This is a genomic window from Corallibacter vietnamensis (assembly GCF_039537875.1).
Lineage (GTDB): Bacteria > Bacteroidota > Bacteroidia > Flavobacteriales > Flavobacteriaceae > Corallibacter > Corallibacter vietnamensis.
Genome location: NZ_BAABBI010000004.1, coordinates 1 through 23,306, shown reverse-complemented (window position 1 = coordinate 23,306; position 23,306 = coordinate 1). Strand labels below are relative to the sequence as shown.

26 protein-coding genes and 1 pseudogene are annotated in these 23,306 nt (G+C 30.5%); 5 read left to right on the top strand and 22 right to left on the bottom strand.

All coding sequences use genetic code 11. From position 1 onward, the window contains the following. Together ABD690_RS11635 and ABD690_RS11630 are read right to left on the bottom strand one after the other, a co-directional pair. Window positions 1–555 carry an NUDIX hydrolase gene (locus tag ABD690_RS11635; protein ID WP_344730752.1) on the bottom strand — a complete coding sequence of 185 codons (555 nt, stop codon included), beginning with the start codon at window positions 553–555 and terminating at the stop codon, window positions 1–3. Between the two features lie 43 nt (window positions 556–598). After that, window positions 599–1,687, bottom strand: coding sequence for a M42 family metallopeptidase (locus ABD690_RS11630; protein WP_344730751.1), 1,089 nt, complete (start codon window positions 1,685–1,687; stop codon window positions 599–601). Window positions 1,688–1,801: 114 nt separating this feature from the next. Between ABD690_RS11630 and ABD690_RS11625 the strand changes: the two genes are divergently transcribed. The 3 genes from ABD690_RS11625 (at window position 1,802) to ABD690_RS11615 (ending at window position 3,855) form a co-directional block, all read left to right on the top strand. After that, complete coding sequence (locus ABD690_RS11625) at window positions 1,802–2,479, top strand: DUF4294 domain-containing protein (protein ID WP_344730750.1); 678 nt, start codon at window positions 1,802–1,804, stop codon at window positions 2,477–2,479. Next, the gene (gene trhA, locus ABD690_RS11620; protein ID WP_344730749.1) at window positions 2,479–3,105 is read left to right on the top strand and encodes a PAQR family membrane homeostasis protein TrhA; all 627 of its coding nucleotides are present in this window, start codon (window positions 2,479–2,481) and stop codon (window positions 3,103–3,105) included. The genes ABD690_RS11625 and trhA overlap by 1 nt, the downstream gene beginning before the upstream one ends. 168 nt (window positions 3,106–3,273) lie before the next feature. Further along, on the top strand, window positions 3,274–3,855 hold the full coding sequence (locus ABD690_RS11615; protein WP_344730748.1) for an MCP four helix bundle domain-containing protein: 582 nt from the start codon (window positions 3,274–3,276) through the stop codon (window positions 3,853–3,855). Between the two features lie 108 nt (window positions 3,856–3,963). Here the strand turns inward: ABD690_RS11615 and ABD690_RS11610 are convergent, their stop codons facing one another. The 7 genes from ABD690_RS11610 to ABD690_RS11580 form a co-directional block, all read right to left on the bottom strand. Beyond that, complete coding sequence (locus ABD690_RS11610) at window positions 3,964–5,106, bottom strand: alpha/beta hydrolase-fold protein (RefSeq protein ID WP_344730747.1); 1,143 nt, start codon at window positions 5,104–5,106, stop codon at window positions 3,964–3,966. 49 nt (window positions 5,107–5,155) lie between these two features. Next, complete coding sequence (locus tag ABD690_RS11605; RefSeq protein ID WP_344730746.1) at window positions 5,156–6,019, bottom strand: DUF5694 domain-containing protein; 864 nt, start codon at window positions 6,017–6,019, stop codon at window positions 5,156–5,158. Window positions 6,020–6,529: 510 nt separating this feature from the next. Beyond that, window positions 6,530–7,978 (bottom strand): MBOAT family O-acyltransferase, encoded by a 1,449-nt coding sequence (locus tag ABD690_RS11600; protein WP_344730745.1) that lies wholly within the window; start codon window positions 7,976–7,978, stop codon window positions 6,530–6,532. A gap of 41 nt (window positions 7,979–8,019) precedes the next feature. Then, window positions 8,020–8,910, bottom strand: coding sequence for a hypothetical protein (locus ABD690_RS11595; RefSeq protein WP_344730744.1), 891 nt, complete (start codon window positions 8,908–8,910; stop codon window positions 8,020–8,022). A gap of 63 nt (window positions 8,911–8,973) precedes the next feature. Further along, window positions 8,974–9,597, bottom strand: a complete 624-nt coding sequence (locus ABD690_RS11590) for a hypothetical protein (RefSeq protein WP_344730743.1) — start codon at window positions 9,595–9,597, stop codon at window positions 8,974–8,976. Window positions 9,598–9,759: 162 nt separating this feature from the next. After that, window positions 9,760–10,239, bottom strand: coding sequence for a GNAT family N-acetyltransferase (locus ABD690_RS11585; protein ID WP_344730742.1), 480 nt, complete (start codon window positions 10,237–10,239; stop codon window positions 9,760–9,762). Further along, a complete protein-coding gene (locus ABD690_RS11580; protein ID WP_344730741.1) occupies window positions 10,236–11,102 on the bottom strand; it encodes a LysR family transcriptional regulator in 867 nt (288 codons plus the stop codon). Before ABD690_RS11580 ends, ABD690_RS11585 begins: the two co-directional genes overlap by 4 nt. 108 nt (window positions 11,103–11,210) lie before the next feature. Here ABD690_RS11580 and ABD690_RS11575 point away from each other — a divergent pair, with 108 nt between their 5' ends. Further along, window positions 11,211–11,837 (top strand): LysE family translocator, encoded by a 627-nt coding sequence (locus ABD690_RS11575; protein WP_344730740.1) that lies wholly within the window; start codon window positions 11,211–11,213, stop codon window positions 11,835–11,837. A 221-nt stretch (window positions 11,838–12,058) separates the two neighbouring features. On the opposite strand, the gene ABD690_RS11570 is transcribed toward ABD690_RS11575, so the two are convergent. From ABD690_RS11570 to ABD690_RS11510, 13 genes are all read right to left on the bottom strand, one after another. Continuing rightward, the gene (locus tag ABD690_RS11570; RefSeq protein ID WP_344730739.1) at window positions 12,059–13,714 is read right to left on the bottom strand and encodes a serine hydrolase domain-containing protein; all 1,656 of its coding nucleotides are present in this window, start codon (window positions 13,712–13,714) and stop codon (window positions 12,059–12,061) included. 64 nt (window positions 13,715–13,778) lie between these two features. Continuing rightward, a complete protein-coding gene (locus tag ABD690_RS11565; protein ID WP_344730738.1) occupies window positions 13,779–14,585 on the bottom strand; it encodes a helix-turn-helix domain-containing protein in 807 nt (268 codons plus the stop codon). 214 nt (window positions 14,586–14,799) lie between these two features. Further along, the gene (locus ABD690_RS11560; RefSeq protein ID WP_344730737.1) at window positions 14,800–15,333 is read right to left on the bottom strand and encodes a hypothetical protein; all 534 of its coding nucleotides are present in this window, start codon (window positions 15,331–15,333) and stop codon (window positions 14,800–14,802) included. A 213-nt stretch (window positions 15,334–15,546) separates the two neighbouring features. After that, window positions 15,547–16,140: an acyl carrier protein gene (locus ABD690_RS11555; protein ID WP_344730736.1), complete on the bottom strand. Its 594-nt coding sequence runs from the start codon at window positions 16,138–16,140 to the stop codon at window positions 15,547–15,549. A gap of 240 nt (window positions 16,141–16,380) precedes the next feature. After that, window positions 16,381–17,259 carry a DUF5677 domain-containing protein gene (locus ABD690_RS11550; RefSeq protein WP_344730735.1) on the bottom strand — a complete coding sequence of 293 codons (879 nt, stop codon included), beginning with the start codon at window positions 17,257–17,259 and terminating at the stop codon, window positions 16,381–16,383. Between the two features lie 244 nt (window positions 17,260–17,503). Beyond that, complete coding sequence (locus ABD690_RS11545) at window positions 17,504–18,220, bottom strand: hypothetical protein (RefSeq protein ID WP_344730734.1); 717 nt, start codon at window positions 18,218–18,220, stop codon at window positions 17,504–17,506. 10 nt (window positions 18,221–18,230) lie between these two features. Next, window positions 18,231–18,614: a hypothetical protein gene (locus ABD690_RS11540; RefSeq protein ID WP_344730732.1), complete on the bottom strand. Its 384-nt coding sequence runs from the start codon at window positions 18,612–18,614 to the stop codon at window positions 18,231–18,233. A 5-nt stretch (window positions 18,615–18,619) separates the two neighbouring features. Beyond that, complete coding sequence (locus ABD690_RS11535) at window positions 18,620–18,847, bottom strand: hypothetical protein (RefSeq protein WP_344730730.1); 228 nt, start codon at window positions 18,845–18,847, stop codon at window positions 18,620–18,622. Window positions 18,848–19,151: 304 nt separating this feature from the next. Continuing rightward, entirely contained in the window at window positions 19,152–19,358 is a 207-nt protein-coding gene (locus ABD690_RS11530; protein WP_344730728.1) for a hypothetical protein, read from the bottom strand. 62 nt (window positions 19,359–19,420) lie between these two features. Next, window positions 19,421–19,570 carry a hypothetical protein gene (locus ABD690_RS11525; protein ID WP_344730726.1) on the bottom strand — a complete coding sequence of 50 codons (150 nt, stop codon included), beginning with the start codon at window positions 19,568–19,570 and terminating at the stop codon, window positions 19,421–19,423. Between the two features lie 403 nt (window positions 19,571–19,973). Further along, entirely contained in the window at window positions 19,974–20,501 is a 528-nt protein-coding gene (locus ABD690_RS11520) for a hypothetical protein (protein WP_344730724.1), read from the bottom strand. 158 nt (window positions 20,502–20,659) lie between these two features. Continuing rightward, the gene (locus tag ABD690_RS11515) at window positions 20,660–21,211 is read right to left on the bottom strand and encodes a DUF6705 family protein (RefSeq protein ID WP_344730722.1); all 552 of its coding nucleotides are present in this window, start codon (window positions 21,209–21,211) and stop codon (window positions 20,660–20,662) included. An 11-nt stretch (window positions 21,212–21,222) separates the two neighbouring features. Continuing rightward, window positions 21,223–22,791, bottom strand: coding sequence for a hypothetical protein (locus ABD690_RS11510; RefSeq protein WP_344730720.1), 1,569 nt, complete (start codon window positions 22,789–22,791; stop codon window positions 21,223–21,225). A 262-nt stretch (window positions 22,792–23,053) separates the two neighbouring features. Between ABD690_RS11510 and ABD690_RS11505 the strand changes: the two are divergent. After that, window positions 23,054–23,306 (top strand): annotated as a pseudogene (locus tag ABD690_RS11505) (IS110 family transposase); the annotation flags it as partial.

The window sequence follows — 23,306 nt, the reverse complement described above, 5'->3', positions numbered from 1 at the left end:
TTAAATTAAGTGCTTTTTAATTGAATTAAAAATCATTTCATAATAAGCTCGGTTTGATGCAACAAAATGATTATTAGTATAGCTATTAATTAGTAGGGAGAAACACGTATCAATCGGGACAAGTTTTAAGGCTTCAACCTCATTTGGTTGAGGCTTTAACTCTTCTATAGAAACTTCAAGTTTAGCTATAAAAGTATGATGAAACTCGTTATCAATAATACCATTGTCATAGCTTTGAAAACACGGAAATACACCAATTTGATGTAAATCTTCTTGTTTAATATTTAGACTAATTTCTTCTTGTATTTCCCGAATGGCAGCTTGTTTTATGGTTTCTCCAGCATCAACATGTCCAGCAACTGAAACATCCCAAAGTCCTGGGCAAATAGCTTTTTTAAAACAGCGTTGTGCTAATAAAATCTCATGGTTATTAGTGTATAGCCAAATATGCGCTGTATTGTGATAATGGCCTTCACGGTGTATTACTGACTTTAAAGCAGTTTTTCCTGTGGGCTTACCATTTTCGCTAACAATATCTATAAGTTCTTCAGTCATTATAAAAATTAAAAAAAGCCTCTTTTATTAAGAGGCTTTTTTATTAGTTAAAATATGAAAACGTCTCGCCATCTTCAATTTTAAGCAACGATTCGTAAATTAATTTTATAACATTCTCTACATCTTCACGATGTACCATTTCTACCGTAGTATGCATATATCGTAATGGTAATGAAATTAATGCAGAGGCAACACCACCATTGCTATAAGCAAAAGCATCTGTGTCAGTTCCTGTGGCTCTTGATAAGGCTGAACGCTGAAACGGGATATTTTTTTCTTCGGCTGTTTCAGTAATTAAGTCACGTAATTTTTGCTGTACAGCAGGTGCATAAGCCACAACAGGACCTAAACCAAGTTCTAAATGACCTTCTTTCTTTTTATCAATCATAGGCGTAGTCGTGTCATGCGTTACATCAGTAACTATGGCTACATTTGGTTTTATGGTTTGCGTTATCATTTCAGCACCGCGTAAGCCTATTTCCTCTTGTACCGAGTTTGTTATGTAAAGTCCAAAAGGCAATTTCTTTTTGTTTTCGTGAAGCAAACGCGCTACTTCAGCAATCATAAAACCACCCATACGGTTATCTAATGCACGACATACAAACTTGTCTTCGTTTAAAATATGAAACTCATCAGGATACGTAATCACGCAACCAACATGAACACCCATTTTTTCAACTTCTTCTTTATCTTTCGCACCAACATCTATAGTAATGTTTTCTAGAGTAGGAGCTTGCTCTTTAGCTTTGTTTCTAGTGTGTATAGCTGGCCAACCAAAAACACCTTTTACAATCCCTTTTTTAGTATGAATATTTACTATTTTACTAGGTGCTATTTGATGGTCACTACCACCATTTCTTATTACATGAATTAATCCGTTATCGGTAATATAATTTACATACCACGAAATTTCATCAGCATGTCCTTCAATTACCACTTTATATTTTGCTTCTGGATTTATTACACCAACAGCGGTTCCGTATGTATCTGTAATAAATTCATCTACATAAGGTTTTAAATAATCCATCCATATTTTTTGTCCATCCCATTCATAACCGGTTGGAGCTGCATTGTTTAAATATGTTTCTAAAAAGTCCATAGACTTTTTATTGAGTATACTCTTTTTTGCCATGTTTTAAATTTTTCACTAAAATAATAATATTAATAGTATTTTAAGGTTAATGCTTTTGTAAATTATTAATTTTGAAATGTCTATTTAAAACAGTTTTTAGCACGTTTACTATATATGCATACATTACGTTACATATTGTTTTTGTTACCCATATTGGCTATTGGCCAAACGGCACCTGTTATAAAAGACTCTACCGAAGTCGCTTATATTATCATAGAAGGCGACTCTATACCGCATACAGCTATAGATCTTGATGAGGTTTTGGTATTACATAGATTAAAGTTTGATAGCAGAGAAGAGCGTAAACGCTATCTTATTTTAAGACGAAAAACTATAAAAGTATATCCGTATGCCAAATTAGCTGCAGAACGATTAGAATCATTAAACCAGCGTTTGGATTTGATGACAAGTAAACGCGACAGAAAGCGATATACAAAAATTATACAAGAGTATATTGAAGATGAGTTCTCTGAACAACTTAAAAAACTAACACGTACCGAAGGACAAATACTAGTAAAATTAGTACATAGACAAACAGGTATTACAACATTCGATTTAATAAAAGAATTGCGTAGCGGTTGGCGTGCTTTTTGGTATAATGGCACAGCAAACTTGTTTGATATTTCGCTAAAAGAGGTTTTTGATCCTGAAAACAATAAAGAAGACTATCTTATTGAAGATATTTTACAACGTAATTTTCAAAGCGGCTTATTAGAAAAACAAGATCCGGCTTTAGATATTGATTTTTTAAAGCTTTCTGATAAGTGGCTTAATAGTAATAATCCTGAATAATGCGCATTCAAACACCTTTTGAAGAACGGCTTAACACAGCAACTCATGCAATAGGAGCTATTTTTGGTGTTGTAGCTTTGGTATTACTCATTATGTATAACACACACAAAACACCTTATAGCGTGTTTAGTGTTGCTGTTTATGGAGCCACTATAATCATTTTATTTCTTTCATCTACATTATATCACGCCGTTAGTAACCAAAAGCAAAAACATTATTTTAGAATTTTAGACCACGTAAGTATTTACTTGCTTATAGCTGGTACTTACACGCCGGTTTCTTTAATAGCTTTAGAGCAAAGCAACGGTTGGGTATTGTTTTATACGGTTTGGGCTATTGCTGCATTCGGACTCATTTTAAAACTATTTTTTACCGGTAAGTACGAAGCATTTTCTGTTGTATTATATCTAGCAATGGGTTGGTTAGTAGTTTTTGACTATACTTATCTTGCTCAAATACTTGGTACAAACGGATTGTTTTATTTGTTTGCAGGTGGCTTCTTTTACACCATAGGTATTGTGTTTTATGCTATAGAACGCATACCTTACAATCATGTTATTTGGCATTTATTTGTTTTGGCTGGCGCTGTAAGCCATTTTTTTATGACACTCTGGTACGTTATTTAGCAGCATGGCATAAATGTCTTCAGTTTTCTATTGTTAATTAGTGCGGCATAGTATGCTTTTTCAAACAGATTTTTTTGTAAGTTTTACTATCCCTGTTACAAGACTATCAATTTTGTTAAGCAAGGTTTTTTGTATCTTCGTAATTAAATTTTTTCAAACCTTGTAAGTATGACATTGTATAATAAAATAAAGTGGGTGCTAGGTATATTAATGATTTTTGTTCTTATCATTACAACAAATCTTATTGATAAAAACAACTTTGTTCGTGTTCGTGATTCGGTTGTAACTATTTACGAAGACAGACTCATTGCAAACGACTTAATATTTGACATGCTAAAACTAGTTCAAGAAAAAGAACTTGCTGTAGCTATGGCAGATACTACTTTTTTTAAGGTGAAAAATGCAGCTGTAAATACGTCATTACAAGCTTTAATATCAAGATTTGAAGAAACTAAATTAACACAAAAAGAAGCGCAAGTTTTTACCGATTATAAAACCAATATTCAAGGCTTGATTGATTCTGAAAACAACGCTTCTAGTACCAAATTAATAAAGCATTTTGAACGTGTAAAAGCAAATTTAAACGACCTCTCAAAAATTCAACTCAACGAAGGTAGCAGGCAAATGTCTATAAGCAAGCGTGCCGTTGATACGGTAGAACTTTTTACACAAATAGAAATTTATATGCTTGTTTTCCTGGCTATTATTATTCAAATCATTGTAATGTATAAACCCAAAGAAAAAGCATAACCTTTATTGTCTAGCATTTTTAGAGTGAAAAATACTGTTATTAACTTATAAATTTATCTCTGTTGCTTTTGTATTAAGTATTTAAATCAATTTTTTTTTAAAGGTCTATTACCAGCCGTTTTTTGTTTTTTCGACTTTTATTTCTTCAATTAACTCACGTTTTCCTGCCCAATTGCCCTCAACCGTTTCTAATAGAAATAGTGCTTTATTTAAGTGATTTTTTGCACTAGCGCTGTCCTTGTCATGTGTTAACTCGTAGAGTGATACATAAAACTCATAATAATTGGGATAATATTTAACCCCAAGTTCATACACTTTAGTAGCATAGTCGTTAAGTTTGTTGTTCCAATAGCGAGAAGCTATTCCATTTATATCAGAAATTTCAGGTGGATAATTATAATTCCCAACTTTTGAAGCTAGCGCTATTTTATTCAATTCTTCAGCTATTGAACCGGGATTCGCTACAAGTTTATATGCCATATCTACTTTTGCAATTTCGGAGTAGCGATTTCTAAAATCGGCAAATACTTTTGTCAGTAATGTTGGGTTTGCAGCAATTGGTACTGAATTGTGCGTAGAATAATTGGCTTCAAACGTATTAATTGAACTAAAAAATGATGGATATTGATTTTTCAATTGGTCATATTTTTTTCTGTGCGCACCATCTTTTTCGACACTGCCTATGGCGATTGAAATTTTTGATTTATCGATTGTTTTTACCTGCTCAAAGCCATCAACAAGCATTTTCATGTGATCAAATGGCGAATTTGCAATTACAGCTGTGTAATAATCGGGGTGTTTGTAAAATGAATACAATAAAAATGACGCTGAAAAAGAGTGCCCAATACTTATTTTAAAGTCATTGGGATTATATTTTTTTAAAGCTTCGTCTAGCTCTTTGGTAATAAATTCGTCTAGTGGCAGTTTGGTCTCTAAATCTGCAAGAGCGCATTCTTTTATTCTATTTTTTAACGGAATGACAACGACAATAGCACTCGGAATCTCTTTTGTAAATCGTAGAAACTGAATATCAGAAATAGCAGGGTCAACAAACCATTTGTTCTGACCATCAAGCAAATATATTACAGGAAGCTTAACAGTGTCTGATTTGTATTTATAAAATTCAGGTTTGTATATGTAAACAGTTCTTTCTTCTTTAAATGCTTTTGAATAGAATGAAAGCGTATCTATTTCCTGGCTGTATGCTAGAGTTGAAATTATAACTAAAAAAAGAAAGCTTATTTTTTTCATTAATGGTTTTCTCTTACAATTAATTTTATATGGTGTTGTAGCTAGTTTTTTATTTTAGATATTCTAATGTGTTTACCATTTCAAATTTGGGGCTTCTTCTCATAAACTCCCTTAAAAAAGCAGTATGAGCAGTCCCCATAATTATAAATACCCTGTCGTTTTTTGTCATTGGAATTCTATTTAGGTTAGAATATATCTTCATATTTCTATGATAGAAGATAGCTGCATTATCAGCACCTTCAAAGCCGTCTTCTATGCCTACATAAAGTAATTTATCAGCATTGGTATTTATTGAATAATCAAGATGTAAAGGTTCATTAATTAATTTTAACTTCTCAAGTAATGACAGTTTATCATAATTTTTTTCGCGTTTAGCCATTTCAGGATAATCTTTAAATGGCTCATTTGTTAGTTGTAAATATGTTTTTGAATCGATGCTATTTGTATATTCAGGACTGTTTTCTATAAAATCTCCAACACTATAATTATAGCCCATATGGTTATCTATGCCATATATTTTTTTTACACCACTCAATCTACCTACATCAAAACCAATCATACTACTTTCTCCATAATTAGTATTTAATGTAGAAGGGTTGTCTAAAAAATCTTGATAGGCTTTATTAATTTCAGTATTAAATTTTGGTAGGTTTTCAATACATATTATTGTAGGCTTAAACTGTGCTAACATTTTTGAGATTTCTCTAATTTCTTTTTGTGCTTTTTCGCTATGTTCGTCAAACTCTGTTTTGTTAGCATCAGGGGTATAACCAAAGTGAAATGTTCCGAAGTTTAAAACTTTGATTTTATCATTTTTTTGTTCTGTTGGTTTTTCTGGTTTTAACTCATCTTGTTTATTTTCTGTATTACAGCTGATGAATAAAATACATAACAGTAGTAAGGTTTGTTTCATATTTAAAATTTTGTTTGACTATTTCATCCTGAAATATAGCTATAAGTTAAAAAATGATATATACTGTTAATTTATAGACCATATTCAGTGTTTTATAGTCTAAAGATACGTGTAATCTTATTTGGTTGTATAAATTCGGGTAACTTTTTCGTCATCAGTCAAATCTGCTTGTTCTTGATTGAAAGAAGTTCACTACTCAATTTCGCCTTTACGTTATCTAACGTTTTTATCTTTTTTTCATAATTATTCAATTTAAGCCCAACATTTATTTCGTTTGTGCTACAAGGTATTTATGTATGACTTATTGCGCGGTTTAATAAGTAATTTAGAAAATAAAAACCGAATAGACATAAGCGCAACGAACTGTGCGTAGCTAATTTTTCAGAAGTAGCCAAGAACAAAGCCATTACGTATAGCCATTGTTGCAGGCTGTAAAATTAAGATAGTTGGTTTTTTATTAGCATTCACGCATTGCTATAAAGAAAGTTTTAATATTATATAAAGTACATTCTAAAACTGAAAATAAATAAAGGTTTGCTGGTTGCCACTGAATGTGACTATTAAATAAATAATTACATAATACATAGCAAACCTAAAAGGGCGTTTCCATGTTAGGCCAATGTGCTCAATGGCATATTTGCTTTCTCTTCCTAACCATTCAATAATAACAAAAGCGCCTATTATTAAAATGAGCATTAAAGCTTTAAACATGCCTATAAAATTGGGTAGTTCAAACAGCGATGTTGATATCATTTTTGAAATATACCTTAAAGCATGATCAATATTTTCTGCCCTAAAAAATATCCAAGCAAAAACGGTTAGCAAAAAAGTTAGTAACATAAAAAATACTTCCTTGATACTAGGCAGTAATCTTCCTTTAGCTACGGTGTCTAAATTTTTTCTGTTTTTATTGGTTAGCAAAAGCGGTAAAAAGTAAATAGCATTAAGTGCGCCCCATACTATAAAAGTCCAGTTGGCGCCATGCCAAAAACCACTTACAATAAATATTATAAATGTATTTCTAATTTTTATCCAGGTGCTACCACGACTACCACCTAGCGGAATATAAAGATAATCTCTAAACCATGTAGACAGAGATATATGCCAACGTCTCCAAAACTCTGCTATATCTCTTGAAAAGTAAGGGAAATTAAAATTCTGTTTTAAGTTAAACCCAAAGAGTCTAGAAGTTCCTATAGCAATATCAGAATATCCTGAAAAATCGCCATATATCTGAAAAGAAAAAAACAAAGCTCCTAATGCAAGCGTGCTTCCGTTCATATCTGAAGCGTTATCAAAAATTTGATTTGCAAATTCAGCACAATTATCTGCAATAACGGTCTTTTTAAATAGTCCCCAAAGTATTTGGCGCATGCCATCAACAGCTTTTGAGTAATCAAATGTTCTTTTTTTATAAAATTGCGGCAATAAGTTTGTAGCTCTTTCAATAGGTCCTGCAACTAATTGAGGAAAAAAGCTTACAAATGCTGTAAAGGCTATAAAATCTTTTGTGGGTTCAAGCTTTCTCCTGTAAATATCAATGGTATAACTTAATGTTTGAAATGTATAAAAGCTGATGCCTACTGGTAAAATAATATTTAAAGAATTAGCTTTTATCTCGGTGCCAAATAGTGAAAAGGCAGATACAAAATTGTCAAGAAAGAAGTTGTAATATTTAAAAAAAACAAGAAACCCAAGGTTAACCAGAATACTTACCCACAAGAGTATTTTTCTTTTGGTTGGGTTTTCTTCATCTTTAAGCTTTAGTCCGACACTATAATCAACAACGGTGCTAAAAAAAATTAGAGATAAAAACTTCCAATCCCACCAACCATAAAAAATATAACTAGCAACAACTATAAGTAGGTTTTGAAAACTTAAATTCTTTTTTGCTACAAACCAATAGAGTATAAAAACTATTGGTAAAAAAAATGCAAAATCTATTGAGTTAAAAAGCATGTGTTTCTAATCTTGTTTGTCGTTTATACTTGTGCTAATGTTTATTTTGTATATACACTATTGCGCGTTTTTACTTTTAAACGCTCTTTAATATAATTACCTATTAGTATTCCTCCATTTGTATTTAAATGATTGCCATCAGCCATATACTTGCTATCAATATCTAGATGTAAATAGTTTTGATACTCTATATCAGGATTTTGTTTTATAAAATCAGCAAGTATTGTATAATATTTTTCTTCAACATTAATTTTATACTTAAAATGTACAGGCATAGAAACAACAACCAGCCTTATGTTGTTTGTAGTACATAAATTTACAATTTTTTCAAGGTACTCTAGTTGTGATAAACACATAGTTGTATTAGGGTGGTTATAATGAAGATCAATAGCATCTCCAACAATTTTGTCAGACGGGTTTTCACTCAAGCTTTCAACATATCCCCAATCAGTATCATCTTTTAATAAGTCTGGAAAGTAGCTTACTAACTTTTTTTGAAAAGAAAAGAAATCGATAAAATCATTATTTTTATAAGGTAAGTCATATAAATAACGCTCAAAGCTAGAGTTGCCTCGCGCTGTTTTACTACTAAAATATTTTTCAAATATTGGAGCAAAATTATGAACCGATAAACCCAACACTACGGTATTTATATTACTGTCAGGATATGATAATAAGTTTTTTAGCTTTAAATAGGTGAAATAATGGTGTTCTGCAATTGTTGCATAATTATATGTAGAATCGCTTATTGCGCTTGGTGGTATTCGTTTTATTTCAGAATCACCCATTAAAATTATTTTGTTTGAAATAGATATGTCATGCCATATATCTTTTCGTTTTTCTTTTTTTGTTATAAATAGCACAAAAACTAACACACAAAAAAGTATTGGAATTATAGTAAACTTTAGTAACTGAACTAAATAGTTTCTCATAGAAAATTAAAACTAAAAAAAATTACTGTTTATTGTGATGATATACTAGGATATAAGAATTTGTCAATACGCTTTTTTTAGTGTTTTTGCAAGCTCCCAAACAGTTTGCTTACCAAATTCTCCATAATAAGCCATATAGTTTCCTTTTGAATCTATAACTACAAAACTAAAGCAAGGGTAGTGATACTTGAAGAATAATTTTTCAATAAATTGATTTTTATCCTTTTTCCAACCTATCTTTCTTTTGTAATAATATTTTAGGTTTTCATCATCTTTATAAATCCAATGATGATTTATACCACTAATTTTTTTTAGTTTTTTCAAATAATCACTGTCAAAAACATTCCATGTAGAATATTTTTCTGCCTCATTACAACTGTCTTTTCCAGGATAGTATATTATCACAACTAAATCATCTTCAATGGTGTTTTTAATTTGTAAGTTTTCTTTTAGTTTCTCAAACTGATTTTTATTTAATTTTCCAATTGGTCTTCTTCTAACCAATAAACATTGAATTAATGTGTCATTCTCAAAATATAAATCAAGGTATTTTCCTGTTTTTTTTGCCTTTATAAACTCTTTAGGGTTTATTTCTTCATAAACTTCATTCAGATACTTGATTTTCTTTTGTTGAGAAAACCCAATATGAAATAGCATTAAGCAAAAAAAAGACAGTATTAGTTTCATATGTTTTGGTTTTGTTAAATTCCAGTCAAGGCATATACCATTTGTTACGTAATTTAGGCATTAAATTGCGTTAAGCAAATAAAATCATTTTACTTTAAGCACAAAAAAAATTGTAGCTTCTTCAGCATTGCCAATTTTTAAAAAGTAGGCGAGAAGAAGCGACTACTTATAGTCTTTGCTGGCTACTGGCTTTATTTTTAGTTCCATAATCGGTAAAAATCTATTCTTAATTGATGTTTCTAGCTTTCCAATTACTTTAAACCCTATTTTTTTATAGAAATTTTCTGCATTTGGGTCAGAATCTAATATGATTTTTTCGGTTCTTGTTTTTCTAATCCGTTCAATAAAATCATTCATTAGCATTTTGCCATATCCACATCCAATAAACTTCGGCTCAACAAATAGGTTCTCCAATTTTACTTTTACTTCATTGATTAAGAAATATGAATAATATCCAATTATTTTATTTTCAGAATCAATTAATTTATACACTTCTTTTTCAGTAATATAATCTTTAGATATCGTTAAATCATCTCTCCATTTTTCGATTTGTTGCATACTATAATCCCAATGAGATTTTGAACGCATTGTCAATTCCGTTAACGTCTTCGAATCTGTTCGTGTAGCTCTCTCTATTGTCATTTTTTTACAACATTTTTAGCAAGTTCAATTACTTTTTTTATCGTATTGTTCAGTTCCTTTTTTCGCCAGTTTATGTATAAGTCTATTGTTTCCTCTAATTCTATAAACTCAACATTTTCTACCTGTGCCGATTTAAATGACAATGGTAAAATTGAAATCCCAAGTCCTTTAGAAACGAGGTTTATTATCATTCCTCCAAAATCCGATTCAATTATGGTTTTGGGTTCAATTTTATTTTTTGAAAACCACGACCTTAATAATGAAGCAAAAAAAGTCGTTTGGTGTAAACCCGAAATAATAAACTTTTCGTTATCCAATCTAGTCATATTACCTTTGTTTAGCCTATGGTTTTTAGGGACAACCAAGCAAATTGGTTCAGAATAAAGTTTTTGAGAGTCAATATTTATATTTTTGATTTTATCTCTACTAAATGCTATGTCGGTTTTAAAGTTTAATAAAAGCTTTTCGTGGTTTTCGTCTGTTGGTTCCGTTAATTCTATTTTTAACTCGGGTAGATTGTTGTTTAAAGCCTCCAGCAATTTTGGTAAAAACTCATAAGCGATAGAACCCGGATACGTTATTGAAATAGTTCCTGCTTTTCCTTCATCAATTTTTTTTGCCTGTCTTATTATTTGATCAAACTCGTTAATTTTCTTTGTCCAATGTTCTTGAAGAAATTTACCCGCATTTGTAAGCTTAACATTTCTTTTGTCCCGTTCAAAAAGTTGAATTTGTAGTTCATCTTCCAAAGCTTGGATTTGTCTGCTCAATGAAGATTGCGATATAAAAACTTTCTCTGCCGTATTCCAGAAATGAAGTTCTTTGGCAAGTACTAAAAAATATTTTATTTGTTGAACAGTCATAAATAATGCTGTTTTTGCATTAATTAATCAAAAATATGTATTTTTTAGAGTATATCAAAACCGTTTCTTAGCTGAAAATATTTTATTGAAACTAAAAAATTAAACACAATGGGAATTGAAAATTTAATGACATTTATAGTAACGGCTTTGTTTTTTATTATGACTCCAGGAATTGACACAGTTTTTGTTTTAAATAAGTCAATAGGTCAAGGAAGAAAGTCAGGTGTTTACGCTACATTAGGTATAAATACAGGTGTTTTGGTGCATGCATTTTTTGCAGCATTAGGTTTTTCTGTTCTTATTGTAAAATCTACTTTTGCATTTACTTTAATCAAATTTCTTGGCGCAGGATATCTGATTTATTTAGGTTTTTTAAAAGTAAAGAATAGAGAAGAGTTTTTTTCTGCTGATAATAAACAGTTAAACAACAATTCAAAAAATGATTTTTGGACTGGATTTTTAACTAATGCTTCAAATCCGAAAGTTGCATTATTCTTTTTAGCTTTTTTTCCTCAATTTATTAATGTAAATCAAATGAATAATCCTATTCCGTTTCTATTATTAGGAACAATTTATGCCTTAATCGGTATTGTATGGTTTTTGATTTTGACATTATTCGCAAGTGTTTTCAGTCAAAAGTTAAAAAGTAATCCTAAATCAGGACGTTGGTTAAATAAATTGAGTGGTTTGGTTTTTATAGTTATGGGAATAAAAATAGCATTAACTAAAATTTAAATTTTCTCCAATTTTGTTAATCGGGTGTGTTTTTCATACGGTCTCGACTATGAGTAGTAGCGTGGTTTTGCACTTAACTTTGCAAGTACACACAAAGCTGACACGAGTACGAAGTGCGAACTGTACGTTAGTAAATTTTGCTTCGCCAGTTCGCTTTGCTCGTGTCAGAAGTAGATTTATACTTGCAATGAATTATATACGTTTTTGGCTACAGGCTTTTTTCATTTTTTAAGGTAAGGCAAAATGTATTTTTCAAAAATCAATTCGGGCTGTTGTGTTTTTCTGTTTCTATAATTTCCAGATGTAATTACAACAACTGTTTTTAAACAAGGAATTACAAAAATATATTGTCCGCCAGCGCCTCTAGCTTCAACAGTTTCAATATCTTTTCCGTTAACTTTATATGTATTGCGCCACCATAAATAACCATATCCATTTTTATCAGGTACATTCTCTAAATTATAATAATTTTTAAATGAATCTTTAACCCATTTTTTTGATAGAATCCGTTTCTCTTTCCATTTTCCTTTATTAAGATATAGTTCACCAAATTTTAGCATATCTCTTGGCGTGAGGTACATTCCCCCACCAAAATATGGAATGCCTTTTAAATCTGTTTGAATGATATAATTTGATATTTCAAGTTCTTGAAAAAGGTATTTATCCATAAACAATTCCAAAGGTTCTGAAACAACAGAATCCATGGCAATACCTAGCAAATATGAATTAGCAGACCCATAATTAGCCTCTGTATTGGGTTGGTTAATCATTTCCGCTTTTAAAACCGTTTCTGTCCAATCTCTGGTGGGTTGGTAATTGTTCTCTGATGCAGATGAGTTTCTTTCTCTTGTATAATCGTCTGCATCTAATCCTGAACTCATTGTTAAAAGACTCTGAATATCAATTTTTGATTTTAAACTGTCTTTATGTGTTTGGTATTTTTTAGGTAAAAAATCAAAAATGGATTGCTCAACACTATTAAATAAAGATTTATCCCTTGCAATACCAACTATTGCAGATGAAATACTTTTTGATGCTGATTTCATATCGTGTGGAATGTTGGGATTATAGCCATCAAAATAGTTTTCATAAACTACTTTTCCTTTTTTAGAAATTAAAACAGCATGTGTGCTAGGTAATGAATCTTTTAAAATAAGTCTTTCCATTTCGGAAAGTTCAATGATAGATGTATTATTATCACTTTTTAATCCACCAATTTGCCAATCGTTTGTTGACTTTTTTAGTGTTACTTGTGTAATTTTATATTTGCCCAAATAGATGCCTAATTGAATTTTATCCGTCATTAATTTTCCTTTAAACTGCAATCCAGTTTTAAAATCAGTAAACGAAATCAAATCATTTTCTTTTAGAAAATTGTCGCACCAAGTTCCTGTAAATCGATTATCACCAAATATTGGGTAAGCTTGATAGTCGTTTCCCTTTCCATTTTCAACACTTAAATAAAAATCACGTGATTTCATCTCATCTATCATGAGTAGATTCCAAATTCCTGTATAGATGTTATTTGTTGATCTTTTGAGTTTTAAGTGATACAGAAGCATACCTGACTTGATAAAACCATTAATTTCATTACCGTTTTTAGATAAGTGACCTTTAAAAGAATAATTTTCAGCAAAAGGTATTTCTAGTATTAAAGTGCTTTTAGAATTAAAGTGAAAGTCAATTATATTTTTGTTATTCGAGATTTTGAATCTAGCTTTTTCAAGTCCTAAATTTTCTATTTCAACTTTTAGATTGAATACTTTTGAATTTTCAATTTTACTTTCCCAACCACTTGTATATTCTGCCATATCTTGAGCATAGGTTGAAAATGAAAAAAGAACAATAAGTAATACGATTATGTTTTTAATTCTCATTTTTAGATTGATTTGTTATGAATTGCAAAGATGAGATTAAAAAACTGCTCATAATTGTATAGAATTAACATTGCAAAATGTTCTTCAATAATTTTGAAGGTGTCGTCTTGTAGATTCGCTTAAAGTTTGTAATGAAATGACTTTGGTCATAAAAACCACATTGATAACAAATTTCCGTCATTGAATATTTATTCGAAGTAAGTAAGCAAAGCGCTTTGTTTAATTTTATCAATCGAATGTAATTGCCAAGACTTGTTCCAAAATATCGGTTAAACTCTCTTGACAAATGAACTGGATGAACTCCTAATTTTGAACTTAAACTTTTTAAAGAGTAATCCATTTTTTCCTCAATCAATAACGCTTTTAACTTGTTTACCCAAATTGGCTTTTTTGATTTTTCTTTTTTTGCCTCTTTTATTGTATTAAATATATCAATCAAATTACTCTCAATGCTTAAACTTGAATACTGGTCGTTAATTTTGGTCTCAACAAATATATGATTCATTAAGTTCTTTATTATTGGATTCTTTAAATTGATACTTCCTTCAAAATCTGTTATTTGAATATCAAAATTTAAAAACCATTCTTGATTCAGTTCAATATGAAAGCCTCTTGTAAATTCAGGTGGTTTAATATTGTAATGCGCGTCTTGCCAATTATGAAATAATAGATCTCCTGGTTCTAAATAGTAGGATTCTATTTTATTAGATTCAAATAATTTACCTTGAAGTAAATACGTGAAATACGGATTTTCGTGATAATGCCAATCAACTTTACTGTGAGTATATTCTGTGTCAGTAATTATTAGGTTGTCAAAAGCTGCCCTTTGATAATGCTTTCCGTAAAATTCGCCTGTTTTTAGTTTGTTCATTCTGTTTTTCAGCTTGTTGACAACGGTTTTATATAAGGTTTGTGGCGTGGTTTTGCACTTAACTTTACAAGTACACACAAAGCTGACACGAGCATGAAGTGCGAACTGTACGTTAGTAAATTTTCCGCCGTAAACCGATGATAGCAAATTTGCGAGGACTTTCCGATTAGGAAAGTCAGAAGCAATGATCTATAGCCGGTGTTGTGCGCTGGTTTTATTTTAAATATTGTTCTATTTCTGTCAATTCCATAACTACTGAACTCGAACTTACATTAAAACACGCACTTCCAATTCCGTAATCAATGTTAAATTCCATTTGGTTTTTGTTCGTAAATGAAATTCCAAATTCGTTTAATTTATAATGTCTAAAGTCAATCCATTTCATACAGTCGCTGATTTCAGGAATTTTGGAATTTGATTCGTATTCAGTTTTGAGTTTTTCATTTATTAATTTTTCCAATTCGATTGCCTTTTGATTAAAAAAGTCAGAGTTTTTTACTTTTAAAGTATCCTTTTTGTCAATCAGAAACAGCTCATAGTTGTATGAATATCTTCCTTTATAATCAGCAATTCCAGTTGATTTGAATAAGTGATTTTTAAATTCACAAGTTTTCAGAATGATGTCATCTTGATGTTCAGGGTCTTTTTTAGTCGATTTGTTACAGACTATTTTTAAGTCCGTTTCTTGAGCTTTGACTTTACAAGAAAAAGTCAAAATCAGAGTCAAAATTATTAATACGTATCTCATTTTCTCAATTTGAGCACAATGGTCTCCTTTACTTTGATGTTATTAAATTTATCAAGAGAAGAGAGGAGAACTATAACGGTCTTCAAGTTAATAATTTTTGGTTAAGCACTAGCCTTAGCAATTCCGAGTGGATTGCTTCGCCAGTTCGCTTTGCTCGTATCAGAAATAGGAGAGAACAGCGCCATTACTTATAGCCATTGTTGTAAACGTTTTTTAGTCAATTCCTAAATCATTTGTTATTGAGTGTTCCATTTTTATTTCGCTAATCGGTATTCCCATATTTTTGTTTATAATCCCGATTATAATTCGCTCAACTTCATATTTGCTTGATATTTTTTCAATGTCAATTAGTTTGTCTCTGTTTAAAGATATTGTCCAATCAACCAATTGTCTTAATGTTCCTTTTGAAACAGGTGTTGTCCGTTTGATAGTTTTTATTCCGAAAATTTTGACGTGAGTACCTAATTCTGGATTAAAATCCAACCCTACTAAATCAGGTAATTCAAGTCCAACTTCCGTTCTTAATTGACTCCACTTTTCTTTCAATTCCGATTGTGAAAACAATTCCGATATCATCATATTAGGTCTTATTTCCTTTTCGGCTGAAGTCAAACTCCTTAACGCTTTTCTGATTTTATAAAATACTATTTGACTCAAACATTTATCCGTCGGGTTTTTTAAAATTCTGCTGAAAACAATATCCGCGAAATCCTGAACCGTATAAATGTTTTCCGCTTCAGAATTCTCAATTCGTATTCCAAATTTGTCCTCAATTGACATCACTAATTCTACTGAATCTAATCCCATTATCGGTTTGGGTTAAATGTTTTACAACGGTCTTGGCTATGGTTTCGTTGCGTGGTTTAAGCACGTAATTTAGTAAATAAAAACCGAATAGACACGAGCACGAAGTGCGAACTATACGTTAGTAAATTTTTGTAAGTAGGCTCTCATTAGCAAAATCAGGATTGATATATGATGATGCTTATAAAAGTACTTTAGCGAAAAATTAATAGATTTTTACTTGTTTTTTACCACAGTACTTTGTTAGGCACTGACTTTTTTTCTGATTTTCTTTTCCTTAAGCCTATTAACTATTAATTCAGTCAGTTTGGTTTCTGCTTTGTAAAAGTCAAAATCTGAAACAAACTTTATATATTCTAATTTGGTAACCTTGTTTTGCTTATAGATTTTTTTAGACATTTTTTCATCATTCATTCCAATTTCGCAAGTCAAAAAATCACAAAATATTATCAATACATATGGCAAAAATATATATGGATTGTGATATGAATCGTAAGAGTCATAAGTGTATTCAGTGCAATCTTTGTTTCGATAGTTGCCTGATGAAATCATATTTAAGTGGGTTAGTTCACACAAATATGGATAAAGTTCTTTATGAATTTCTTTTTCTTCTTGCGAACTTAAATTTCCAGCCATTTTGCTTATAGAAATTCCAAACTCACTAATTTCTCCTGTTTCAGGATTCAGAATTTTGTTTCTTTGGATTTTATTGTTCTTTGATAGTGGATGAGTAAGCAATCCAGCAGCAAGTCCAACAGTTTTTCCCATAAAAAAATCTAAATCTCCCATATTTTTTGAAAGATGGCTTAATGTCAAATAGTTTTCATACACCGAACGTAATAAAATTTGAGAATCTTCAGGGAAGATATTTTCAGCTAATAAAATAGAAGCTCTTAAAGTTTTACTAGTTTTTGTTAGCACGAAATAAACAAAATCGTGATAAAAATCTTGTCCGTCGATTTCACTATCCTCTTTTGTTAGAACTTTAACATCTCCATTTCTATCAATTAATTCTTCCAATAAGTCGATTTGTGAAATTATATTTTCATTAATCCTTAATACCTCATTTTTTTTCGGAAGTATAAATTCTGGCGTATTTTCAATTGATATTCGGTTGTTCATTAGTTTGTGCCTCACGTCTCCGGCTATGAGTAGTTGCGTGGTTTAGCGGTTACTTTTGCAAGTACATACCAAACTGAAAATCCGCGAGACACGAGTACGAAGTGCGAACTGTACGTTAGTAAATTTTGCTTCGCCAGTTCGCACTTTGTGCTCGTGTCAGAAGTAGGCGAGAACAAGCAATTACTTATAGCTATTGTTGTAAAACGTTTTTTATTTATTCATTTCTCTTAATTTAAGGGTTTAATTAATATTCCTCATATTCATAATCAACGACGACACTTCCATTATTGGTATTTGATGTTGTCGGATAGTTAAGAGAATTATAATTATATGTTGTATTTGATGTACTACTGCTACTTGAATTACTTATAGTAATTACATTATTACTACCAATTAAATCTATTTTTTGTAATTCTATTGGATAGACAGTCTTATCTGGATTTTCTTTTGTGTCATATTCATAATAAAAAGTAGTTCCAAATTCAGAGCCAATTGTAATTACATTGTTTCCAGAGTATGTGAAAAGTATCGGACTACCAACACCTGTGTCACTTTGAGTAACACGACCATTTGAATCATATTCATATACTTTAGTAAATGCAATATTTCCACTTGAATTGTATGTGTCACTTGAAGTGATTAACTCATTAGTATATGAGTAAGTTTCAATAAATGAGCCGTCTGTACGAGTCAAAGAAGTTAACTTTCCGTTGCTGTAATTGTAATTAATATATGATATGTTTTGAGAGTTATCAATTGTTTCAATTTTGTCTAATTTTCCATCTGTATTATAAAAGAAGTTTCTTGTTCTTACATTTACAGAATTGTTCATATCAGTTGAGGTTATCACAACACTTTTAAGTCTTATTGGACCGGTTAATTCAGATTCAGAATCATCATTGTTAGAGCAAGAATTAAGTATTAATATTAACAGTATAGTTAGTTTTTTTATGTGTCTCATTTTTTATCTTTTATAAAAACTTACCTATTAGATAAGCAATTAATGCAGTTGTTAAATATTTTAGAATTTCCAATTTAAAATCTTTAGACTGAATTAACCATTCTTTCATTTGCCATTTTAAGCGCCAATATTGAACAGTGTTTAGTTTTAAAAATATTAAAAATACTTCTTTGTCTATTGATTTTTTAATAAAGTATTTTGAATGATTATTTGTAATGTCTCTTTTATAGGTTTTAAATATCTTAATATCATCAGCTAATTTTGAATTATTTGTAAAAGCTTGGATTCCTTTAAAATTTTCATTTTCCACTTCTTGAATTTTTCCATATTTGAAAAGAAACTTATGAGGAATTAAGTCATTAGTTTTCCATTTAATAAATCCGTTTACCCACATAATGTTTAATCATTACAACCAACATAAAAAGCTGGGTTTGTTTGTCCGATTTCTCCAGAGTTTTGTTGGTCTAAAGCAGGTTGTCCAGTATCACAATCAACACCATTAACATAAAAATATGTTCCATTATTATTAGCTCTCGTGAATTTACCTTCGCACTTACATCCTTCATCATCATCAGATGAACAGGAAAAAGTAATTATTCCAATTAAAAGTAATATTGATTTTTTCATTTGAACGATTTTACATTTTTAATTTACGAAGTTCGAGTTTTAATAATTAATTATATTAAGGTTTTCCGTAATTTACTCTTTTCCGTAAATGTTTTACAACGTGTTTGTGTATGATTTCGTTGCGTGGTTTAAGCACGTAATTTAGTAAATAAAAACCGAATAGAATATTCCGCGAGACACGAGCACGAAGTGCGAACTGTACGTTAGTAAATTTTCCGCCGTAAACCGATGATAGCAAATTTGCGAGGACTTTCCGAGAGGAAAGTCAGAAGCAATGAACTATAGCCGGTGTTGTAAACAGTTATTATTCCGAAAACCATTCATTGAAACAATTAATTCCGTTTAGGTTATTTACAGCTTCTATTTTATTAGTTATTGTATTTGCAGTCCAGACTTTTCTAATATTTTGAATTTTTAAGCTATCGGTTTTGTCAACAATTGCGATAAGATTTTCGTCATTATTTTGATTTATTTGACAATATCCAATTGTGATTAATTCAGGTTTATTCAAATTTGGTATTATTAAAGTATCCAATATTTTAAATAATCTATTTTCTTTTTTAGAGTCAAGAGTTATGCTTTTAAAATAATCAGGTTGTTTTTTTTGTCTCTTAAATGAAGAATTCCGTGTTTTGGTTCCGAGTTATTTCCGTAAATGGTAGTATCACTTATTTTTGTATAATCTGAAATTCTTTCTATTTCATTGAACTTTTGAAATTTCATTCCGATAATGGAATGATTTTCTTTATTCGTTTTGTTACCACAACTTAATAAAATTAGAGTAGTTAAAATAAATAGGAAGTTTTTCATAATATCTTAATTTATAATCAATATCTTGTTTTCAAGAACTGTTCCGTTTAATTGTTTACAAGGTGTTTGTGTATGATTTCGTTGCGTGTTTCAGCAACTAAATTAGCAAATAAAAACCCAATAGAATATTCCGCGAGACACAAGCACGAAGTGCGAACTGTACGTTAGTAAATTTTTGTAAGTAGGCTCTCATTAGCAAAATCAGGATTGATATATGATGATGCTTATAAAAGTACTTTAGCGAAAAATTAATAGATTTTTACTTGTTTTTTACCACAGTACTTTGTTACCACACGTTTTTATTACGTTGTTGTTTTTAATTCAGTTTTTTATTTTCTAAAATGTCAAATCCGAAAAAACCTTTACGTGTTTCAAATTCAACAGTGTTATATGAATTCATTTTCTCATAGAATTGAGAATAGAAAACTAATTCTTTTCTTTTTCCTTTATATTTTATTGTGAAAACTGGTTGTTTTTCAGAACCTGTTTTTCCAACTCTTTCAGGAAGCCAAGTTCTGTCAATAATTTTATAAGATTCTGTTTTTACATTTTGGTCAGCAAAGTAATAATTAGTTAGCATAAAGATTGAACAAACAATAAATCCAAATCCGATTATATAATGCATAATCGAATATAGATAAAGTCCAATTCCACTATAGGCATAAGTTTTTTTATAGTTTTTAAAATCAAGAATGAAGGCTATAATTCCGATTACCATTATAATCCCAATTGGAATTATCAAATCAATTATTGTATTCCGATATATTTTTATTTGGAAAATCATTAAAATCGCACCAAGAAAGAATATTGTTGGATAGAAGATTTTTCGTTGTTTTTGCGTCATTTCTCAAATGTGTGGTAACGGTCTTGTATATGAAAAGTAGTAGATTTATATGTGTTAACTTTCGGTTTAGAATACAAAGATAGCAGAAAAGAACCAAACTTTTTGTTTAGCCCTTAACCGCTGTTTTTTACCACAGTACTTTGTTGTGGTTAGTTTTTTTATTGTTTAGTTAAAATAATATTTGTTGGTATAACATAATTCATTCCTACCAATTTCATGCCTTTTCTTGTAATAGTCCAATGTGCTGTATTTGTAGCTGTAATATCCATTTTTAGTTCCCCAAATGTTGAATTTAGATCATCTGGAATACAAGTGTCGTATATTACTCCATTCATTGATACTCCATCATTACTTTTTGCTATGATAACATATCCTACTTTAACCATATTTTCTCCAATACAGATAATATTTTCATCTATTAAACCTTCATTTTCTATTAAATAATATTTTCCTTGGATAGTATCGTAAGAATAATCAAATGGAGAGTCACCTTGAGGTATAACTTCTTTAAATAATTCAACTTTAAAAGTTGTTGAGCCTGTTGTATTTTTCCAAACACCTAAAAATGGGTCAAAATTTCCATCAATATCTTTATAATATTTTCCAGACTTATCATTTGCGCTTGGGTTATATGTACTTAAATTTACAGTTTGTGCCTTACAATTAAAAAAAGATAGTGCTATCAGCATTGTTATTATAAATGTTTTCATAATTTTCATATTTAGTTACATGGCGTATTATCTACCATATTAGTTGTTTTATTATGTGTTAGTTGTTCAAATGTTGTGAAGTTATTGCTTTCCTCAAAAAAAGTAACTCCCATATTATTATCATTAATAAAATCTAAAAAATGTTTTAGGTCTGTTATATTATCGTTACTATTTTCTTGTATTAAAGGTTGCGCACTTGGATCATTTGGCGCATAATAATCTTTCATTAGCTTTATCCTTTTGTTTAATTGTTCCATACTAAATTCAGGTTCTCCAGGAAGAGACCAAAATTGATTAAATGCAGTAATGTTATTAATTGTATAGGCATAGCTTGTTCCATCTGCTGTAAAAAGAAAACCTACAAATCTAGTCTCGTCTAACTTATTAGATTTGACCAAAGGTACTATGGCATCAACAAAATCACCCCAAGATGGGACAGAGTAAGTTGTGTTGGCGGGACTATTATGGGTATGTGAAAAACAAATATATTGTCCATTTGGAGCATCCAATTCTACTTGTCCATTCTGACCAATTGGAGGGTTTTGTGGAATAGTAGCTGTGTTTACTACATAAACACCACGTTCTTGTAATAGGTCCGTCTGTCCTTTATTTGTTTGAAGTGCAGCAACTAAAGTAGGATAATCTTGAAAAAGCTGTGTTATTTTATCACACTCATCTTGAGTTGTACCAACAGGATCTGTATCCAATTCTGGACATCTTTTACAAGTAATAGGAGTAGTTGGGTTTCCAGAGCCTCCGCCACCGTGAGGGTTATTGTTAGGGTTTGTAGGATTGTAATCTGGTGGGTTTCCTCCATTACTAGGGCTTCCACCACCTCCATCACAGGGTACCAATGTTGGTATGTTTACATAGCCACCTGTTGTTGCCATATTTATGGTTCCCCAAGCTTTACAACCACTAGGATTATCTTCGCTATACGCACCATCTGAAAAAGAGTGATTTCCTCCAGCGGTGCAATTGCTTGCTTGTTGATAAACATAGTTGTCCTCGTAGCAGTTTCCGTTGTAATAGTACTTTCCAAAAATATCATCAGATAATCCATTATCATCAATTTCAATAAAAGTTACTTTGTTTTCAAGATTAATTTTTTCTTTAAAATTTATAGCAGTTATTTCTGCTTCTGTAAATTCGTATTGAACAATGTATGCTTTAAACGTATCATCATTTTGTTCTACCAAAAGTAAATTTTCTAGTAAGCCATTATCTTGTGCTCTGTAAATAGGAAATGTATATGTGTGGTTTATACCATTATCAATATGTTTAGCATAATCTGTATTTATGGTAAAGTCATATTCTGAATTATATACATCACGATTGTTTGATGAATTACTGCTTTTGGCTTTAATGTCTGTTTTAAGTTTGCTAATTTTATTAATTAAACGTTTATTTTGTTCAATTTCAGTTGTTCTTAAAGTAGAAATCTTAATATTAGAGTCAGTTTGTATTTCTTTTGTTGTTTGGAATTGGCCGTCGTCTTTTTGACAACTGTTAGATAATAAGGAAAAACCAAAGAGCAGAATTCCTAGTTTTAGATAGTTTGTCAGTCGTTTTTGTTTCATGGTTTACCGTTGCTTAAAGTTAAAAAAAATGTTTGTTGGTATGGTCAAAATTAACCACAACGGTCTCCTTTACTTTGATGTTATTAAATTTATCAAGAGAAGAGAGGAGAACTATAACGGTCTCTAGGGATTACCTCTTACACGTGTTAGTCCTCTCTGTCTCTTGTACGATGCTTTGTTGAACTACTTGGAATACCTAGCCCATAAGGCTCATTAAAGGATATAGTTGCAAACCATCAATAAACATTAATTTTTTAAATATATGAAAAAAGTAAAAGAAGTAATAGGTATTGATGTATCAAAAAACACCCTAGATGCAACTATCTATCACAGTAAGCAACATGCAGTGTTCTCTAATGATGAAAGCGGTTATCACGAGCTTATAAAATGGAGTAAAACCCATTTAGTAACAGCAGACTATTTTTACTGTTTTGAAAACACAGGTAATTACTCTCTAAAGCTTTCGGTTTTCCTGTCAAGAGAATCGCATAATTATGTAGAAGAAAGCCCAATGC

Coding starts and splice junctions, on each gene's coding strand:
- ABD690_RS11510 (WP_344730720.1), bottom strand. CDS start 22,791: ATGAAACAAAAACGACTGACAAACTATCTAAAACTAGGAATTCTGCTC.
- ABD690_RS11630 (WP_344730751.1), bottom strand. CDS start 1,687: ATGGCAAAAAAGAGTATACTCAATAAAAAGTCTATGGACTTTTTAGAA.
- ABD690_RS11525 (WP_344730726.1), bottom strand. CDS start 19,570: ATGAAATTTCAAAAGTTCAATGAAATAGAAAGAATTTCAGATTATACA.
- ABD690_RS11550 (WP_344730735.1), bottom strand. CDS start 17,259: ATGAACAACCGAATATCAATTGAAAATACGCCAGAATTTATACTTCCG.
- ABD690_RS11515 (WP_344730722.1), bottom strand. CDS start 21,211: ATGAAAACATTTATAATAACAATGCTGATAGCACTATCTTTTTTTAAT.
- ABD690_RS11545 (WP_344730734.1), bottom strand. CDS start 18,220: ATGAGACACATAAAAAAACTAACTATACTGTTAATATTAATACTTAAT.
- ABD690_RS11590 (WP_344730743.1), bottom strand. CDS start 9,597: ATGAAACTAATACTGTCTTTTTTTTGCTTAATGCTATTTCATATTGGG.
- ABD690_RS11595 (WP_344730744.1), bottom strand. CDS start 8,910: ATGAGAAACTATTTAGTTCAGTTACTAAAGTTTACTATAATTCCAATA.
- ABD690_RS11575 (WP_344730740.1), top strand. CDS start 11,211: ATGGGAATTGAAAATTTAATGACATTTATAGTAACGGCTTTGTTTTTT.
- ABD690_RS11565 (WP_344730738.1), bottom strand. CDS start 14,585: ATGAACAAACTAAAAACAGGCGAATTTTACGGAAAGCATTATCAAAGG.
- trhA (WP_344730749.1), top strand. CDS start 2,479: ATGCGCATTCAAACACCTTTTGAAGAACGGCTTAACACAGCAACTCAT.
- ABD690_RS11540 (WP_344730732.1), bottom strand. CDS start 18,614: ATGTGGGTAAACGGATTTATTAAATGGAAAACTAATGACTTAATTCCT.
- ABD690_RS11570 (WP_344730739.1), bottom strand. CDS start 13,714: ATGAGAATTAAAAACATAATCGTATTACTTATTGTTCTTTTTTCATTT.
- ABD690_RS11580 (WP_344730741.1), bottom strand. CDS start 11,102: ATGACTGTTCAACAAATAAAATATTTTTTAGTACTTGCCAAAGAACTT.
- ABD690_RS11625 (WP_344730750.1), top strand. CDS start 1,802: ATGCATACATTACGTTACATATTGTTTTTGTTACCCATATTGGCTATT.
- ABD690_RS11635 (WP_344730752.1), bottom strand. CDS start 555: ATGACTGAAGAACTTATAGATATTGTTAGCGAAAATGGTAAGCCCACA.
- ABD690_RS11605 (WP_344730746.1), bottom strand. CDS start 6,019: ATGAAACAAACCTTACTACTGTTATGTATTTTATTCATCAGCTGTAAT.
- ABD690_RS11585 (WP_344730742.1), bottom strand. CDS start 10,239: ATGACAATAGAGAGAGCTACACGAACAGATTCGAAGACGTTAACGGAA.
- ABD690_RS11560 (WP_344730737.1), bottom strand. CDS start 15,333: ATGAGATACGTATTAATAATTTTGACTCTGATTTTGACTTTTTCTTGT.
- ABD690_RS11615 (WP_344730748.1), top strand. CDS start 3,274: ATGACATTGTATAATAAAATAAAGTGGGTGCTAGGTATATTAATGATT.
- ABD690_RS11520 (WP_344730724.1), bottom strand. CDS start 20,501: ATGACGCAAAAACAACGAAAAATCTTCTATCCAACAATATTCTTTCTT.
- ABD690_RS11610 (WP_344730747.1), bottom strand. CDS start 5,106: ATGAAAAAAATAAGCTTTCTTTTTTTAGTTATAATTTCAACTCTAGCA.
- ABD690_RS11535 (WP_344730730.1), bottom strand. CDS start 18,847: ATGAAAAAATCAATATTACTTTTAATTGGAATAATTACTTTTTCCTGT.
- ABD690_RS11555 (WP_344730736.1), bottom strand. CDS start 16,140: ATGGGATTAGATTCAGTAGAATTAGTGATGTCAATTGAGGACAAATTT.
- ABD690_RS11600 (WP_344730745.1), bottom strand. CDS start 7,978: ATGCTTTTTAACTCAATAGATTTTGCATTTTTTTTACCAATAGTTTTT.